Below are 19159 nucleotides of genomic sequence, written 5' to 3' on the forward strand. Positions count from 1 at the left end.
AAATAAATAAAAATTAGATTCTGCGTCGTAGCGCAGAATGACAAAAATGAAAAAACAGAGGTTAGTCATATTAGGAGGAGGAGAAAGTGGAGTTGGAACTGCGCTTTTAGGAAAAGATAAAGGCTATGATGTTTTTGTTTCAGATAAAGGAATAATAAAAGAGAAGTACAAACAAGTTCTTATACATAATGAGATTGAATTTGAGGATGGCGAGCATTCCGAAGAAAAAATTCTGAATGCAGATCTAGTCATGAAGAGTCCGGGAATTCCTGAAAAAGTAGCCTTAATACAGCAAATTAGAGCAAAAGGAATCCCTGTAGTATCTGAAATTGAATTTGCAGCAAAATTCACCAATGCAACCCTTGTGGGAATTACAGGGAGTAATGGTAAAACAACAACTGCAACCCTCACGCATCACTTGTTAAAACAAGATTTGAATGTTGGGTTAGCAGGAAATATTGGAGATAGTTTCGCTAAACAAATTTTAGAACATGATTATGAAAACTATGTGTTAGAGATTAGTAGTTTTCAATTGGATGATATTATTGATTTTAAACCACATATAGCGGTTTTGACCAATATCACACCAGATCATTTAGATCGATATGAGTATCAGTTTGATAATTATATCGCCTCAAAATTTAGGATTGCAAAAAATCAAACTAAAGAGGATTATTTCATTTACGATGGTGATGATGAGGTTATTTTAGATTGGTTAAAAAAGCATCCTGTTCAATCCACATTATTGCCATTTTCATTGACTAAAACCATTGAGAATGGAGCGTATTTAGATAAAGAGAATATAATAATAACAATAGATAACAACCAGATAATTATGCCAACAAAAAACTTAGCATTAGAAGGGAAACACAATATTAAAAATGCAATGGCTGCATCAACTGTAGCACATTTATTAAAAATTAGAAAACAAACGATACGTGAAAGTTTAGAGAATTTTCAAGGTGTTGAGCATCGTTTGGAAAATGTACTTAAGATTAATAAGGTGCAATATATTAATGATTCAAAAGCAACTAACGTAAATGCAACATATTTTGCTTTAGAAAGCATGGATGCGCCAACGGTTTGGATTGTTGGAGGTGTTGATAAAGGAAATAATTATAATGAGTTGTTTCAGTTTGTAAACGAAAAGGTGAAAGCTATCATTTGTTTAGGGACAGACAATAAAAAGTTGATGGACAATTTTGGTGGTATGGTAGATATTATTATTGAAACTCAATTTATGAGTGAAGCTGTAAAAATCGCCTACAAAGTTGCCGAAGCTGGAGATAGTGTATTGTTGTCACCAGCATGTGCGAGTTTTGATTTGTTTGAAAATTATGAAGATAGAGGTCGTCAATTTAAAGATGCTGTAAGAAATTTATAACAAATTCCTGCGAATTCGAAGATTCATGAATGCATTATTTTAAAATGTAAACTTATGAGTAAAGCAGGAATCTCATTAAAACAAAGAGGAAACGTTCATGATTTTGTGGTAACACATTTAATAACAAGGAAAAAAACAGTTTCTGCATCGTAATGCAGGAATGATAAAAAGAAATGCAAGCACTATTTAAAAACATAAAAGGAGATCGATTAATCTGGGCAATTACTGCATTGTTGGCAATTTTCTCATTCCTTCCTGTGTACAGTGCTGCTAGTAATTTAGCTTATGTTGGAGGTGTTGGTAATACCTTTGGTTTTTTTGTAAAACATTTAATGCACCTCTTTTTAGGGTTTGCAATTATGTATGGTGTTCACAAAATTCCGTATCGTTATTTTAGAGGATTATCTATGGTGATGATTCCTATAGTTATTGTCTTATTGGTTGTGACAATGCTACAAGGGACTACGATAGGTGGTGCAAATGCGAGTCGGTGGATTCAAATTCCTTTTGTTGGGATGTCATTTCAAACATCTACTTTGGCTGCGGTTGTGTTGATGGTTTATGTAGCACGATATTTATCAAAAATTCAAGATAAGAAAGTGACTTTTGTAGAGACGTTGTTGCCATTATGGGCTCCAGTGTTTCTTGTGTTGATTCTAATTTTACCAGCTAATTTCTCAACAACTGCTATTATATTTTTAATGGTCATGATGTTGACATTTATAGGCGGTTATCCTATTAAATACCTTGCGGTTATTATTGGTGGTGGGATTTTAGCCTTAGCTTTATTTGTCTTGGTAGCAAAAGCATTTCCTGATGCTATGGATAACCGTGTAGATACCTGGACGAGTAGAATTGAAAACTTTGCCAATGGAGAAGATACCGAAGCAGATTATCAAATTGAAAATGCTAAAATAGCAATAGCATCTGGCGAAGTATGGGGTAAAGGGCCAGGGAAAAGCACTCAAAAAAATGTATTACCTCAGTCATCATCAGATTTTATTTTTGCCATCATTATTGAAGAGTATGGACTTATTGGAGGAGTGGTATTGTTAATTATGTATTCATGGTTGTTATTTAGAATCGTGATAGTATCGCAAAAATCAGATACCGTTTTCGGTAAATTATTAGTGCTAGGAGTAGGTTTGCCAATTATATTTCAAGCTTTAATAAATATGGCAGTTGCAGTAGAGTTGTTTCCAGTTACTGGTCAAACCTTGCCATTAATTAGTAGTGGAGGAACATCTATTTGGATGACCTGTTTAGCTATTGGTATTGTGTTGAGTGTGAGTGCAAAGCGTGAGCAGATGAAAGATGAAGAAATAAATGAGGATAATCCTTTAGAAATTTTAAGCGAAACCATTTAATGAGTAACTATAAAATCATATTATCAGGTGGAGGAACAGGAGGACATATTTATCCTGCAATCGCTATTGCAGATGAGTTAAAGTCTCGTTTTCCTGATGCAGAGTTTTTATTTGTTGGAGCATCTGATCGTATGGAAATGGAAAAAGTACCTCAAGCAGGTTATGAAATTGAAGGACTTTGGATTTCGGGAATTCAGCGAAAGTTGACATTGAGGAATTTAGCATTCCCATTTAAGTTGATTTCGAGTTTACTAAAATCTCGTAAAATCATTAATACATTTCAACCAGATGTCGCTATTGGAACTGGTGGATTTGCAAGCGGACCATTATTGAAATCTGCAACCTCAAAAGGAATTCCAAGTTTGATACAAGAACAAAATTCTTACCCAGGAATTACTAATAAATTGTTGTCATCACAGGTTGATAAAATTTGTGTGGCTTATGAAGGTTTAGAGAAATTCTTTCCGAAGGAAAAAATCGTTTTAACAGGTAATCCAATTCGTAAAGATTTATTAAACATAGAAGGTAGGCATATTGAAGGGAAAGACGCCTTTTCATTAATTCATAGTAAGCATACGCTTTTAGTTTTAGGTGGAAGTTTAGGAGCAAGACGCGTTAACCAATTAATTGAAGAGAAATTAGAGTATTTCCAATCACAAAATATTCAAGTGATTTGGCAATGTGGTAAATTATATTTTCAGCAATATAAACATCATAACGCGTTAGAAAACGTACAAGTTCATGCGTTTTTAAATAACATGGATATGGCTTATGCTGCTGCCGATGTTATTATATCTAGAGCTGGAGCGAGTTCGGTTTCTGAGCTTTGTGTGGTTGGGAAACCAGTGGTTTTTATTCCGTCACCAAATGTTGCAGAAGATCACCAAACCAAAAATGCTAAAGCTATAGTAGATAAAAATGCAGCTATTTTAATTAAAGAAAGTGAGTTAGATACACAATTTGAAAAAGAGTTTGATGCGTTGATGCTTTCTTCGGAAAAGAGAGATGAATTAAGCAAGAATATAAAACAATTAGCATTAGTCAATGCAACAAAAGATATCGCAGACGAAGTTGAAAAACTATTAAAGCAGTAAATGAATTTAGATCAAGCACATAGTATTTATTTTATTGGTATTGGAGGCATTGGTATGTCTGCATTAGCTCGTTATTTTGTGGCTAAAGGACTAACTGTTGGAGGTTATGATAAAACCAAAACAGATATTACAGATGAGTTAGAGGATTTAGGTGTTTTAATTCATTTTGAAGATGATATCAAACAGATTGATTCAACGTTTTTAGATGCAAATACGACACAAATAGTTTATACGCCTGCAATTCCAAAATCGCATAGTGAGTTGAATTACTTCAATTCTAATGGTTTTCATGTGATGAAGCGTTCTCAAGTATTAGGAGAAATTACCAGACAGACGTTTTGTTTGGCAGTTGCTGGTACCCACGGAAAAACTACAACTACAAGTATCTTAGGCCATTTGTTGAATGAATGTGATGTTGAAGTCACAGCTTTTCTTGGCGGAATAAGTGAGAATTATAATTCTAATTTAATCCTAAACGGAACAAAAGTTTCCGTTGTAGAAGCAGATGAGTTTGATCGTTCATTTTTAACATTATCTCCAGATTTTGCTTGTATCACTTCAATGGATGCAGATCATTTGGATATCTATGGAGATGCTTCTGAACTTGTGAAATCATTTGAAGATTTTTCAGAAAAAATAAAACCAAACGGAAAACTGTTCGTTAAGAATGGATTACCCATTAAAGGAATTACTTATGGGATTGAAGACGATTCAGATTATTCCGTAGAAAACATAAAAATAGTAAATGGTAGCTATGAGTTTGATGTGAAAACACCAACTAAGTTACTAGAAAATTTCAAATTTAACCTACCTGGTAGACATAATCTGTCTAATGCATTAATAGCCTTGGCGATGTCTGTAGAATATGGTCTCCCTCAACCACAGCTCGCCAAAGCTTTAGCATCTTACAAAGGTGTAAAACGCAGATTTACCTATCAGATTAAAACTGATGATTTAGTTTATATCGATGATTACGCGCATCATCCAGAAGAAATTAATGCAGTACATCAAGCTGTAAGAGAAATGTATCCTGATGAAAAAGTACTGGCTATATTTCAACCTCATTTGTTCAGTAGAACACGTGATTTTATAGATGATTTTGCTAAAAGTTTATCAAAATTTGATGAGGTTATATTACTAGATATATATCCAGCAAGAGAATTGCCAATTGAAGGCGTGACATCTCAATGGTTATTAGATAAAATTGAAAATAAAAACAAAAAATTAGTTCAAAAAATAGATTTAGTTGCTGCTATAAAGAATAGTGATGCTACAGTTATTATGACGATTGGAGCTGGAGATATTGGAGAACAGGTTAAGCATATTAAAAAAGCATTAAGTCATGCGAGTTAATTATGGTTACATAAAAGTTGGATTACTGCTAGTATTAGTGGTGTTTTTGTATGCGTTTTCGTCTATGAGAAATGCAACGAGAATTGTTGAAACACCTGATGTAAAGTTTATAGATGAAGACAACCTTTTTGTAACTCATGAGACTGTTAGTAAATTGTTAATACAAAATCAAGAGAGTGTTGCAAATAAGCCTAAAGATATTATAGATTTGAATCGGTTAGAATCTGCCCTAAACTCTAATCCAATGATTAAGCAAGCGCAAGTGTTTATGAGTGTTGATGGCTTAATCACTGCTGAAATTGAACAAAAAAAACCTATTGCAAGAGTAAGCACAAATGCTTCGTACTACATTGATGAGACTGGTTCGTATATGCCTTTATCAACAAATCGTACTGCACGTGTGCCACTTATTGCGGGTTTTGTTGAGAAAAATGATTTAGTAAATGTGTATAATGTTGCTAAAAAAATTCAAGACGATGAGTTTTTGAAGAAACATGTCGTAGTGATTTATCAAAATGAGGATAAAACAATCGATTTGAAGTTTAGAAGCCATGATTTTAATATCCATTTAGGAACATTGAATTTATTGGATAAGAAAATTAATAATCTAAAAGCTTTCTACAAGAAGGCAATGAAAGATAAGACACTGGATAATTATAAACTAGTGAATTTAAAGTTTGATAAGCAAGTGATTTGCACCAAAAAGTAAGATGATGGAGAATAATAAAATTTCAGTAGGACTTGATATCGGAACCACAAAAATTGTGGCTATGATTGGTCGTAAGAATGAATATGGTAAAGCCGAAATTTTAGGGATAGGTAAATCCAAGAGTTTGGGTGTGCATAGAGGTGTGGTTAATAATATTACTCAAACTATACAATCTATTCAACAGGCTGTTCAAGAAGCAGAAGCAGAAGCTGGACTTAAAATTGAAGAAGTAACTGTTGGTATTGCTGGTCAGCATATTAGAAGTCTGCAACATAGTGATTATATCACAAGAGCAAATTCTGAAGTGGTTATAGACGAAGAAGATATTGATCGTTTAATCAATCAAGTACACAAATTAGTAATGCTTCCTGGCGAAGAGATCATTCATGTTTTACCTCAAGAATATAAAATTGATGGTCAAGCTGAAATTAAAGAACCAATTGGGATGTATGGCGGACGATTAGAAGCCAATTTTCATGTGGTTGTTGGTCAAGTATCATCTATTAGAAACATTGGTCGTTGTGTAAAAAGTTCTGGTTTAGAATTAGAAGGGATTACACTTGAGCCATTAGCATCTGCAAATGCAGTATTAAGTCAAGAAGAAAAGGAAGCTGGTGTAGCTTTGATTGATATAGGAGGAGGTACAACAGATTTAGCAGTGTTTAAAGATGGGATTATTCGTCATACAGCTGTGATTCCTTTTGGAGGAAATGTGGTTACAGAAGATATAAAAGAAGGTTGCTCAATCATAGAAAAGCAAGCTGAATTATTGAAAATAAAATTTGGATCAGCATGGCCTGGAGAAAATAAAGACAATGAAATTGTTTCAATTCCTGGATTACGTGGTCGTGAGCCAAAAGAGATTACATTAAAAAATCTCTCTAAAATTATTCATGCTCGTGTTGTAGAAATTATTGAGCAAGTTTATGTTGAAATAAAAAATTACGGTCACGAAGAACAAAAGAAAAAATTGATTGCAGGTATTGTTTTAACAGGTGGAGGAAGCCAGTTGAAGCATTTAAAACAATTGGTTGAATACATCACAGGAATGGATACCAGAATAGGATATCCTAATGAGCATTTAGCTGGAGATAGTGATGATGATATTGCAAGTCCGTTGTATGCAACAGCAGTTGGATTAGTGATGGATGGCTTAAAACGTCAAGAACGTAAACGCATAGAAAAAGAAGTTGAAGAGATGTCATCTATAGCAGTTGAGGTTTCTGAAGAAAATATAGAGGAAGAAGAAGAGATTATTGAAGCTCCAAAAAAAGAGCGCAAATCTTTTTTAGACAAATTAACAGAGCGTGTAAAAGATTTTTTAGATAACGCAGAGTAAAAATATTACCTATAACTTCGATTTGGTAGTAATGTCGGAGGTGTTTGGGGGAATAAAAGTATAAATAGAATAAAAGTAGGTTTATGAGCAACAACAATGAATTAGGCAACATTGCATTTGATTTACCAAAAAACCAATCAAACGTCATTAAAGTGATTGGAGTAGGTGGAGGAGGAAGCAACGCTATTAATCACATGTTTTTACAAGGGATTAAAGGTGTTGATTTTGTGATATGTAATACAGATGCGCAAGCACTACAAAATAGTGGTGTTCCGAACAAAATACAACTAGGAGTTAATTTAACCGAAGGTTTAGGAGCAGGAGCAAATCCTGAAGTAGGCGAGCAAGCTGCATTAGAGAGTTTAGAAGATTTGCGTCGCATGTTAGATACCAATACGAAAATGGTATTTATCACAGCAGGAATGGGTGGAGGAACTGGAACAGGAGCTGCGCCAGTGATTGCAAAACTTGCTAAAGAATTAGATATTTTAACTGTAGGTATTGTGACGATGCCATTTCAGTTTGAAGGAAAAACAAGGAATGAGCAAGCTGCCAAAGGTATTGATACATTGCGTTCTCATGTTGATTCTTTAGTAGTGATTAATAATAATAAACTTCGTGAGGTTTATGGAAACTTAGGCTTTAAAGCAGGTTTCTCTAAAGCAGATGAAGTCTTAGCTACTGCATCTCGTGGAATTGCAGAGGTTATTACGCATCACTATACACAAAACATTGATTTACGTGATGCTAAAACTGTATTGAGTAATAGCGGAACAGCTATTATGGGATCATCAACGTCTGCTGGAAAATCAAGAGCACAAGAAGCGATTATGAAAGCGCTGGATTCGCCATTATTAAATGATAATAAAATCACTGGAGCTAAAAACGTGTTGTTGCTTATCGTTTCTGGTTCTCAAGAGATTACTATTGATGAAATTGGAGAAATTAATGATCATATTCAAAATGAAGCGGGTCATGGAGCTAACATTATAATGGGTGTTGGTGAAGATGAATCTTTGCAAGAATCAATCTCTGTAACAATTATTGCGACGGGTTTTGATTTGGATCAACAACATGAAATTTCTAATACAGAACAAAAGAAAGTTGTTCATGCTTTAGAAGATGATAGAAATGATGACGCTCATGTTAAAGAAAGTGATCCAGCAATTATAAGACCAGACATCATACTCGAAAAAGAAGAAGTAAAGACTCCACAAGTTGTAATTCACACATTGATGGACGAGGAGGATGATAATGGTCCTGTTGTAAATAATTTAGAAACTAATTTAATTACAACTACAGACATTATTAAAAACATCAACGTTGTTTACGATGAGGTTTTAGATCATAAAGTAAGAGAAGAAGATTTTATCATAACTCCTGTACAAGAAGTTAAACAAGAGATTATAGAGGAAGTAGAAGAAGAGCAAATCACGCTCACATTTGATTTGCCTTTATCTTTTAGTGCTGCGGAAGAAGAAGTAGTTGAAGAGGAAATAGAGGAAGAAGATAAAACCTTTTTTACACTTGAAGATGAAGTAAAAAAGATAGAAGTAAAAGAACATGTAGAAGTGATTCCTGTTACAGAGGCTAATGAAGAAGGTGAGAAGCGTTATGCTTTAGATGATTTTATGACTTATGAGTCTGCAATGAATGAAACAAAAACTAAAGCTCAGCCAGAGGTTGAAGAAGAGATTGTTTTTGAAAAAAAGACTTTAGAATCAGAAGTTATCGAAGAACAAATAGGTGAAGAGATTGATCCTATGAATAGTCCAATTTCAGATTTATTAAAAGAAAGAGCAGATGAGAGACGACGTAAGATGAAAGATTTCAATTACAAGTTTAATACTGCTAAAATTGATGAAATCGAAAAAGAACCAGCTTATAAAAGGCAAGGTGTGAATCTAGAGGATGCTCAGCATTCATCAGAAACCAACGCTTCAAGAACATCTGTTTCCAATGATGAAAACGACGATATTCAATTAAGAAGTAACAATTCATTTTTACACGACAACGTAGATTAATAGCAAATTTAGTTTAGTGTTTCACACTTTGTTAAACCCGAAAAATTTTAATTAACTTTTCGGGTTTTTTATGTTTTCTTCGGAAATATTAGCACAAGATTATATGTTCAATTTTGTTATCTTCGCTACTCAATTAAATATAATACATCATGAGTTTACAAACTGAAATAATGATAGCAATGAAAACAGCAATGAAAGCGAAAGACCAAACAGCTTTAGCTGCATTGCGTGCTGTAAAATCTGAAATATTACTTGCTCAAACCTCTGGAGAAGGTGGAGAATTAACTGAAGAGGAAGAAATTAAGATCTTATCAAAGTTAGTTAAACAGCGTAAGGATAGTGCAGCCATATATTTAGAGCAAGATCGTAAGGATTTAGCATTACCAGAAATTGACCAAGCAGAAGTAATTAGTCAGTTTTTACCAGAAGCACTTAGTGAAGAAGAAATTGAAAAAGTAGTTATAATGACTATTGACCAAGTAGGAGCTGTAGGCATGAAAGATATGGGTAAGGTCATGGGAATTGTGAACAAGGAATTAGCAGGACAAGCAGATGGTAAGACTATTTCTAATATTGTAAAAGCAAAATTGTCATAAAATATTAAGAAAGAGATTCCTACTTGATAGCTATTGCAATTTGTAGGAATTAATGGCCTCGTAGTTCAACTGGATAGAATATCAGATTTCGGCTCTGAGGGTTGGAGGTTCGAATCCTCTCGAGGTCACGAATAAAACAAAAACCTGAGCGTTAAATCAAGCTCGCTTGAATTTATAAGCTTAGGTTTTTGTTTTTCAAAGCGGAGCTTTGGGGCTGTGCGAAGCAAATCCTCTCAATGAATTTAAAGTTTGTGTTAAATCAAGCTCAAAAGAGTTTTTGTTTTGAGGTTTTTTTATAAAAAGCAGAAACTTATCTAAACAAAATAATTATTTAGACGTAATAGTTGTGGGTGCAAATTTCCGAAGAAAATAACAACAAATATCATTAGAGTTCAATGTCTATATATTCACAAATTATACTGTTTCTACAATACGATAAGCTTGCCGAAGGGGAAAAAGAAATAGCGAACTACTTCTTGTTGTTCGCAGCAATCTTAATGATTGTTTTTTTTGTGGTTAAGATCTTTTATTTTTTTGAAATGGTTTACGTAGAATACGTAAAGAAAAAACTGTTTTTTAATCATGTTTATTTAAGAAAGAGCAAATTAACAAGCTCTCAAAAGTTAACGCTTAGAAAGAACTTTAAGTTCTATCAAAAACTATCATCTAAACATCAATCTTATTTTGAGCACAGAGTTTATCAAATTATAAATGAAACTGAATTTATAGGTAAGGATATTGCGGTTACAGAGGAGATGAGAGTTATAGTAACAGCTACGTTAGTTAAGTTGACTTTTGGTTTGAGAGACTATAATATTGAGTCTGTGGAGCGTATTATCTTTTATCCAGAGGAGTTCTATTCACAAACCAACAAAGCGTACCATAAAGGTGAGTTTAATTTTGGTTTAAAAGCATTGGTGTTTTCATGGAAAGATGTCTTGCATGGTTATGAAATAAAAGATGATAATCTCAATCTGGCTATCCATGAATTTACCCATGCCATTCATTTTTATTATATGAGGGTAAGGCGCCAAAGTACAAGTGCTGCTATGTTTTTAGATACTTATATAGAACTTACTAGTATGCTTGATAGTGATCCAAAATTGAAATCTAAATTAGTACAATCTAATTTTTTGAGGGATTATGCTTTTACAAACCAGTTTGAATTTTTATCTGTGATTGTTGAGACTTTTATAGAATCTCCTCAGCAGTTTAAAATAGAATTTCCAAGTATTTATGGTAAAGTAAAAACGATGTTAGGATTTAATTTTGTTGGTTATTGATTTGTTGTTGAGAACAATTAGGAGTAATTCATATTAAATTATGACATTTAATATATTAAAGTATAGAAATAAAAAAATCCCCAGATTAGTTTATAATCTGGGGATTTTTTATTAATTAATATTGATTACAATCTAAATACAGCTTGTAAGAAATGTTGCCAGTGGTTATTGTCATATTGATTTTCACTATGATTAAAGGCAAATTTACCAGTACTTTGTATTCTAAATCCTATTGTTCTTGATCCATTAATCCAAAATAAAGCTCCTGCAGATAAATTGACAGATGTGTTTAACTCATCGATAGAAAATATACCAATACCACCAGACGCATATAAATCTACCCAATTTGCATCAAATAAATTATCAGAAAAATAATATTTCAAACTTGTATTTGTTGAGAAATATAAGATGTCCTCAGTCAATATGCCATTGTCAATACGTGTTTGAGCATCATAACCATTGAAACTGAAATCTTGTTCAATAGATAAGTATTTTGACCATCTATGCTCAATAGCTAGTGCAAAAGGTTGCTTAAGAGAGAACTCATCTAATCGTTCAACTGGGTTTTGTGTCCCCAAATTACCTAAGGCATTAATACCTACACTCAAAATCCATCTGTCTTGACTGTTTCTATAATCGGATTTCGTCATTGACTGCCCAAAAGATAAACCACATGAAAACAATAAAATGATTACAATAACATTTTTCATATCTAAAAATTTGGTCAAAAATAGCTAATTACTTCTAATAATAAAATTAATTGACCCTAAGTTTTACGTAAGAATAGCGATTTAATTAAATAGTTTCTATAGCTTTTGTTTAGTACCACAAGTTTTAGTCTCTCTAAAACATAAAAACAAATGTATTTCACACTACTTATGAGCCAAGCAAGATTTTTGTATTTAATTTTTTTTATATAGCTTTTCTTTTTGATTTTATTGATCAAAGAAGGATTTGTAGATTTAAATTGTTTAAACCAAACACTATTTAAGCACAAGTAATGAGAAAAATATTTAGAGTTTAAAAACATATCTGGTTGTAATCCCAAAACTAGACTATCGTATGAGTTTTTAAAGTTAACTGTATTGTAATAGTGATTTTTATCGTTTAATTGAGATGTTAAAACATTAATTAAATTAAGATGATTTTTACTAGCTATTGAATAACCTTCAACTTTTTCTTTATTTTCAAAAACTTCATTAATTGGTATCAAGTTTCTTTGTGATGGATTTAAAACATGTCCATGTAATTCTATAGCTGCAAGTTTGTTCTCATTCACTTGCCTAGGTAAGTGTCTAAAATTCAATACATCATAGTTGAATTTAATTAGCTTGTCATAACCTTCTTTTTTTATAAGATTAAAAGCAATCGTTATATCTTTGTCTGGAATTAAGATGTCAAAATCACCAATCATACGTTCACCAAAATCTTTATAATAGCCACCTAAAAGTAATGCCATTCCCTTTACAAATAAATATTCAATATTGTGACTTTCTAATAGTTTAGTTAGCTTTTGTGCTTCTATTATTAGTTTTTTATTTCGATTTCTATTAATTGAAGTAAGCTCTTTTAAGTACTCATTAAGGTCGCAAGGTAAATAATTGAGAAGATCTTTATCTTTTAATCTACAATAAACAGCAGTTAGTACTAGATGTTTACTTGCAACTTTGACGAGGTTTTCCCAATTAATCTTAGATGTTTGTAATTGCTTTTTTAAGACATCACAATCGTTATCAAAATTTAAAATATCTGCAATAAGTTGATATGTGGCTATGTTTGGATTTTTAAGCAATTAAAAGATGTTTTTATGTAAGCAAATATCATCAATATATTTTAATCGCCAAACAAACTATTAAAACTGTTAGTGGCAAAATCATTATCACTATAACGCAATTCGTAACATTTAACTTGCTTTAACCAATTTAAGAAACTAAGCGCATGTGCTTCATTTGGAGAAATCCATGAATCTGGAATTAAAGTTTCTAAAATTTTTTCTACGGAAATTGGAATTAATTCAGATTTTTTGGTCTTATCAAACTTTACATATACAATCTTATTACAGGGAAAATGAGAATTCTTGCTATCAGAATTTTGGGGTAAATACTTTAAGTTAACTTTTTTAGGGCCATTAGTGTAAGTTTTTAAAGAATTAAAATCAGATATTTTTGATTCTAAAAGATTAAAAGCACCTTTTTTAATTGAAATAGCACTTGGATATCTATATAAGTTCATATCCTCGTACAATGGCGTAAAATCATCTGCTAATAAATCAAAACCATGAGCCATGAGTAAAGCCGATAGCGTGCTTTTACCATTACCAGAATCACCAATTATCATTATGGCTTCAGAGTTATTCGTAACTGTAGAAGCATGAAAAGTGGCAATCCATTTGTCTAATTGAGTGTTATGAATTGTATTGGTAAGTTCTAAGGCAAATTTGCCTTGAAGTAAATGAAAGCATTGTGTGTTATAAGAACCCACAAAGCTTTTGTTTTTAAATAAATGTAAAGTATCTAATGTTTTGAATATATCAAATTCTGCATCAAAACTTGTAGTATGATGCGTTAAATGATGTGTGATTTGTGGATGAATTAAACTCTCAATACGTTCAGATTGAAAGTTGATTCTAATCAGTTTTCCGTCAAAATTATAAGTCCGCTCAATGTTAACTTTAGGGATTCCTTGTAAGGGATGCGATTTATGATTTTCATCAGGTTGTGCATTGGCATCTTCTAGGAAGTTCGAAATTTCTAAATATAGTTCTTCACATCTCTCATTTCCTATTTCCGTAGTTTCAAATAAAGTCTTTTTAAAATCTACTTTATTGTCAGTATTTAGAAATAAGTTAATTAGCGCGTATATACTTTCAGAAACAATAATATACTTGTTAGATCGTTGAAACCATAGTATAATAGTCTCATTAATCTTATGAATATACTTCGGAGATAAATCCGTTTTCAAAATAAGTTATAGATTAGTCAAATGGATTCCCACCTGGATCTGGAGGTGAAGTAGCATGTGCTTTCTTAGGGTTAAGAATAAGAAATGTACCTACAGCTGTAAGCGCAGCATACTTACCCATTTTTTTAATGGCTTCCTTACGTGTTATTTGGTCTTGAGGACTATTTCTTTTCATTTTGCATTATAATAAGGGTCAAAAATAATAAAATTATATTATTAAACTTACAAATTTACTTTAATTTGATGTAAAACTATTTTAAAACGATCTTTTTAGAGATTTCATGAGTAATATTTTGAAGTTTAACAACGTATATACCTCTATTTACGTTAGAAACATCAATTCGGTTTTGTGATTGAGTAGAATTAAGATTTGAAGTCATAATTAATCGACCTTGAATATCAAACACTTCAATTATTGCTTTTTGACTAAGTTGACCATTAATTATAATCTCTTTGGTATCTTTTGAAGCGAAAACTTCTAAATCGTCAAAACTATTTTCTTGAATGTTTAACGAGTTGTCTGTAAATCTTAAAAAGAAACGTCCTGTTCCACTTAAATTAGTAGTTGGTGTTAGGATATAATCGCCAGAATTTAATAATGTTGAAGTACTTGCAGTAGTATCATCTAGATATACTTCTACTGTACTTGGTAGTGTGTTTTCACTTACACTAAATGTTAGTTGTTCTCCTTGATTAGCGCTTACACCTAAAGGTATGGTAACATCATTATAGTCTGTTTCACCCACTGCTTGAATGCCAAATGGGACATTATTATTCTCTTCCACTAAATTAGAATATACTGAAAATGCTGGTATTGTGCCACCAAATAAGCTGGCATCAAAACCTGGATCTAATCCTAACGTAGAAAATTCTGTAAAATAAATATCTGTATTAAAGTTTTTATTTGTTGTAGACATATTCAATTTGACATTTGTAATAACTGACGTTGAACGTAGTGGTATAAAATCATCTGTATTACCAGAGGATCTCATATTTGAATTGAAATTCACAACCTCACTAGTTGATGCCGAGGCCACAAAAAAACCTTGACCTGGAGTAATTACTGCATTTGGATGAATCAAAGAATATAAAGAATTCCATACTTCCCAACCATCAATTGCAGTACCATCATAACCGTAAATTCCAACTGCATTAGAATCAAATTTGCTATTATTAATACTTAAAAATTCATCTAAAGTAATATAAGAAGGATAAGGATTTCCAATTAAATTCCATTGATTTCCACCTGAAGGCGTTGTGATTGTTTCCATTACATTCCCTGTTTCAACAGTACCTGTAAATGTATATGCTCCTCCATCTGTAGAACCTGTACGATAACCAACTCCAGCATCTAGTAGAATACCATCGTCAACTGTTTCTTCAAATAAAACATAATTATTAACACTACTATTGTCAAATGGCCCAAAAAGATAGAAAGGTCCATTGCCACTTATAGTTCCTGAAAGAATATTAGTATTAGCATCCATTCTTAAAGTTCCAAAGGTCATACCAGATACAGGCGGACTGATTAAGTCATTGGCAGTTGTCGATGTACCAGAACCAGCAGCAAAGTTCACATGACGTTTATAAGTTACATTTCCAATAGATGTTGTAGCTATTAGGCTTGAGTAAGAATTAGAAATTGACTGAAGTTCAAAATATCCATCATTTTTGAAACTGCCATTCACAGTTAGTGATTTACCAGCTGCCACACTACCGCTTCCTCCAGAGACTAAATCAATGTCTCCATTAACGCTATAATCATTATCATTAATATCTATGAATGCATATTTGGTGTTTGCAACTGGGTTAGTATTAACAAGTTCATGCATTATCGGTTGATTTTGATGATTCACTGGGTTGCATCCAGCAGATGTTAAACCAAAACCTCCAAAGTAACCTGAGAATGTGCTTCCAGAAAATATAATAGGATAATTAACATCGTTAGCACCAAAAAAACCACCATTATAAGACATATACATAGAGAAATAAACACCTTTTGCATTATCTATATTAGCAATTGGGATTCTCATTTCGAGAGCAGTATTAGTTGTATATTGATTAAAACTAGATGTAGAAGCACTTGTTTGATCATCCCATGATGATCCTGTATATTTATGATGATAAGATTCACCTGAACCATTATTTCTAAGGGCAACGCGATGGTCTGCATTATAAGGCATAGTGGGTGTTTGGCTGTCCCAATTTAATCCTGTAGTACTTCCGTTTCCAGATGTTAAGCTAGGTTGAGGATCAGTATCTAAATACACCGTAAAATGATCATAGTCACCAAATGTTGAAGAATTTACTCTAAACGCTGCAAAATACATATAGGTCTCATCAAAAGTTACATAATAATCAACATCGTCTCCTCCCCATATTTTTTCAGCAACATTGAAATCACTAGAGTTGCCTGTGAAAGTAACGGTATGATTAGATTGACCAAAGGAGAAATATGTAATAAATGTTAATAATATAGTACTTGCAAAACTTGAGCTAAAGTAATTTTTCATCATGCCGAATTCAATTTAATGTTGAGCTTTAATAATAAGAGTGTGTAAAATAGATGTTAGTGTGAATACACTAAAAAACGAAAATGTTTTCGTGTTAATAGGTATCTATTGTTTAGACACTAGTTAAGTCAAAAGGTCACATTTTTTATGATTGAAATGATTAACAAACAAAAAAAGACATATACCTCTAGTGTATATGTCTTTTTGAAATGAAATTTATTTATTTATTCAATAACTAATTTTTGTGTTTTTTCTGTGTTATTACTCTGTAATTTAATAATATATATACCTGTATTTACGTTAGAAACATCAATTCGGTTTTGTGATTGAGTCGAATTAAGATTTGAAGTCATGATTAATCGACCTTGAATATCAAACACTTCAATTATTGCTTTTTGACTAAGTTGACCATTAATTATAATCTCTTTGGTATCTTTTGAAGCGAAAACTTCTAAATCGTCAAAATTATTTTCTTGAATGTTTAGTGAGTTATCTATAAATCTTAAAAAGAAACGTCCTGTTCCACTCAAATTAGTAGTTGGTGTCAATATATAATCACCAGAATTTAATAACGTAGACGTATTTTCAATAGTATCATCTAGATATACTTCTACTGTACTTGGTATGGTCGTTTCACTTATATTAAACGTTAGTTGTTCTCCTTGATTAGCGCTTACACCTAAAGGTATGGTGACATCATTATAGTCTGTTTCACCAACTGCTTGAATGCCAAATGGGACATTGTTATTCTCTTCCACTAAGTTAGAATATACTGAAAATTCTGGTATGGTGCCACCAAATAAGCTGGCATCAAAACCAGGATCTAATCCTAACGTAGAAAATTCAGTAAAATAAATATCTGTATTAAAGTTTTTATTTGTTGTAGACATATTCAATTTCACATTTGTAATAACTGACGTTGAACGTAATGGTATAAAATCATCTGTATTACCAGAAGATCTCATATCTGAATTGAAATTCACAACCTCACTAGTTGATGCAGAGGCCACAAAAAATCCCTGACCAGGAGTAATTACTGCATTTGGATGAATTGCAGAATATAGCGAATTCCATACTTCCCAACCATCAGAAGCAGCACCATCATATCCATAAACTCCAGCTGCATTTATGTCAAATTTACTATTATTGATACTTAAAAATTCATCTAAAGTAATATAAGAAGGGTAAGGGTTTCCAATTAAATTCCACTGACTTCCTCCTGAAGGTGTTGTGATTGTTTCCATCACGTTACCTGTTTCAGCAGTACCTGTGAATGTATATGTTTCTCCATCTGTAGAGCCTGTGCGGTAACCAACTCCAGAATCTAGGATGATACCATCGTCAACTGTGTCTTCAAATAAAACATAATTGTTAGTGCTACTATTGTCAAAAGGTCCAAAAAGATAAAATGTTGGTCCAGTACCACCAATTTGACCAGAAAGAATATTGGTGTTAGCGTCCAATCTTAAATCACCAAATGTCATACCAGATACAGGAGGACTAATTAAATCATTGGCAGTTGTTGAAGTGCCTGAACCAGCAGCATCATTTACATGTCTTTTATAGGTTATATTCCCAATGGATGTTGTAGCTATTAGGCTTGAGTAAGAATTAGAAATTGACTGAAGTTCAAAATATCCATCATTGTTAAAGCTACCATTCACAGTAAGTGATTTACCAGCTGCCACAGTACCGCTTCCTCCAGAGACTAAATCAATGTCTCCAGTAACGCTGTAATCATTATCATTAATATCTATGAATGCGTATTTGGTGTTTGCGATTGGATTGGTATTAATAAGCTCATCTTGTATTGGTTGATTCTTATGGTCAATTGGGTTACATCCAGCAGATGTTAAACCAATACCGCCAAAGTAACCTGAAAATGTACTTCCAGAGAACGTAATAGGATAATTAACATCGTTAGCGCCAAAAAAACCACCATTATAAGACATGTACATAGAGAAATAAACACCTTTAGCATTATCTATATTAGCAATTGGAATTCTTATTTCTAAAGCTGTACTTGTAGCAAATTGATTGAAACTAGATGAAGAAGCACCTGTTTGATCATCCCAAGAAGCACCTGTATATTTATGATGAAAAGATTCACCTAAAGCATTATTTCTAATTGCAAATCTGTGGTCTGCATTATAAGGCATTGTTGGTGTTTGGCTATCCCAATTTAGTCCTGTGGTACTTCCGTTTCCAGATGTTAAGCCAGGTTGAGGGTCAGTATCTAAATACACCGTAAAATGGTCATAATCGCCAAATGTTGAACCATTTACTCTAAATGCAGCAAAATACATATAAGTGTCATCAAAAGTGACGTAATAATCCACATCATCTCCGCCATACGATTTTTCAGCAGCATTAAAATCACTAGTATTGCCAGTGAAAGTAACCGTATGATTAGATTGACCAAAGGAGAAATATGTTATAAATGTTAATAATATAGTATTAACTAAACTTAAGCTAAAGTATTTTTTTATCATGCCAAAATCAATTTAATGTTAAATTCTTAAAAGAATAAAATGTA

The 19159-nt window shown here is 32.5% G+C and carries 15 protein-coding genes and 1 tRNA gene; 10 read left to right on the plus strand and 6 right to left on the minus strand.

Features of this window, described 5'->3' with window-relative positions; all coding sequences use genetic code 11:
* Positions 1–46 precede the first annotated feature (46 nt).
* From murD to IM744_RS14295, 10 genes are all read left to right on the plus strand, one after another.
* Complete coding sequence (gene murD, locus IM744_RS14250; protein ID WP_194508831.1) at positions 47–1384, plus strand: UDP-N-acetylmuramoyl-L-alanine--D-glutamate ligase; 1338 nt, start codon at positions 47–49, stop codon at positions 1382–1384.
* Between the two features lie 173 nt (positions 1385–1557).
* Positions 1558–2751: an FtsW/RodA/SpoVE family cell cycle protein gene (locus IM744_RS14255; protein ID WP_194508832.1), complete on the plus strand. Its 1194-nt coding sequence runs from the start codon at positions 1558–1560 to the stop codon at positions 2749–2751.
* Positions 2751–3845: an undecaprenyldiphospho-muramoylpentapeptide beta-N-acetylglucosaminyltransferase gene (gene murG / locus IM744_RS14260; protein ID WP_194508833.1), complete on the plus strand. Its 1095-nt coding sequence runs from the start codon at positions 2751–2753 to the stop codon at positions 3843–3845. Before IM744_RS14255 ends, murG begins: the two co-directional genes overlap by 1 nt.
* Positions 3846–5198, plus strand: coding sequence for a UDP-N-acetylmuramate--L-alanine ligase (gene murC / locus IM744_RS14265; RefSeq protein WP_194508834.1), 1353 nt, complete (start codon positions 3846–3848; stop codon positions 5196–5198). It abuts the gene before it with no gap.
* Complete coding sequence (locus IM744_RS14270) at positions 5188–5907, plus strand: cell division protein FtsQ/DivIB (protein ID WP_194508835.1); 720 nt, start codon at positions 5188–5190, stop codon at positions 5905–5907. The genes murC and IM744_RS14270 overlap by 11 nt, the downstream gene beginning before the upstream one ends.
* Positions 5908–5911: 4 nt before the next feature.
* Entirely contained in the window at positions 5912–7246 is a 1335-nt protein-coding gene (gene ftsA, locus IM744_RS14275; RefSeq protein ID WP_194508836.1) for a cell division protein FtsA, read from the plus strand.
* A gap of 83 nt (positions 7247–7329) precedes the next feature.
* Positions 7330–9270 (plus strand): cell division protein FtsZ, encoded by a 1941-nt coding sequence (gene ftsZ, locus IM744_RS14280; protein ID WP_194508837.1) that lies wholly within the window; start codon positions 7330–7332, stop codon positions 9268–9270.
* Between the two features lie 149 nt (positions 9271–9419).
* Positions 9420–9866, plus strand: a complete 447-nt coding sequence (locus IM744_RS14285) for a GatB/YqeY domain-containing protein (protein ID WP_194508838.1) — start codon at positions 9420–9422, stop codon at positions 9864–9866.
* A gap of 54 nt (positions 9867–9920) precedes the next feature.
* Positions 9921–9994: transfer RNA gene (locus IM744_RS14290), tRNA-Arg, on the plus strand.
* Positions 9995–10261: 267 nt separating this feature from the next.
* On the plus strand, positions 10262–11149 hold the full coding sequence (locus IM744_RS14295) for a zinc-dependent peptidase (protein WP_194508839.1): 888 nt from the start codon (positions 10262–10264) through the stop codon (positions 11147–11149).
* A gap of 125 nt (positions 11150–11274) precedes the next feature.
* On the opposite strand, the gene IM744_RS14300 is transcribed toward IM744_RS14295, so the two are convergent.
* The 6 genes from IM744_RS14300 to IM744_RS14325 form a co-directional block, all read right to left on the minus strand.
* The gene (locus IM744_RS14300; RefSeq protein WP_194508840.1) at positions 11275–11859 is read right to left on the minus strand and encodes a hypothetical protein; all 585 of its coding nucleotides are present in this window, start codon (positions 11857–11859) and stop codon (positions 11275–11277) included.
* Positions 11860–11915: 56 nt separating this feature from the next.
* Positions 11916–12941 (minus strand): nucleotidyltransferase family protein, encoded by a 1026-nt coding sequence (locus tag IM744_RS14305; protein ID WP_194508841.1) that lies wholly within the window; start codon positions 12939–12941, stop codon positions 11916–11918.
* 41 nt (positions 12942–12982) lie between these two features.
* The gene (locus IM744_RS14310) at positions 12983–14110 is read right to left on the minus strand and encodes a phosphoenolpyruvate carboxykinase (ATP) (RefSeq protein ID WP_194508842.1); all 1128 of its coding nucleotides are present in this window, start codon (positions 14108–14110) and stop codon (positions 12983–12985) included.
* A 13-nt stretch (positions 14111–14123) separates the two neighbouring features.
* A complete protein-coding gene (locus IM744_RS14315; RefSeq protein ID WP_194508843.1) occupies positions 14124–14285 on the minus strand; it encodes a hypothetical protein in 162 nt (53 codons plus the stop codon).
* 76 nt (positions 14286–14361) lie between these two features.
* A complete protein-coding gene (locus tag IM744_RS14320) occupies positions 14362–16626 on the minus strand; it encodes a T9SS type A sorting domain-containing protein (protein ID WP_194508844.1) in 2265 nt (754 codons plus the stop codon).
* 221 nt (positions 16627–16847) lie between these two features.
* Complete coding sequence (locus IM744_RS14325) at positions 16848–19115, minus strand: T9SS type A sorting domain-containing protein (protein WP_194508845.1); 2268 nt, start codon at positions 19113–19115, stop codon at positions 16848–16850.
* Positions 19116–19159 lie beyond the last annotated feature (44 nt).

Source organism: Psychroserpens luteus, assembly GCF_015319355.1.
GTDB classification, from domain to species: domain Bacteria; phylum Bacteroidota; class Bacteroidia; order Flavobacteriales; family Flavobacteriaceae; genus Psychroserpens; species Psychroserpens luteus.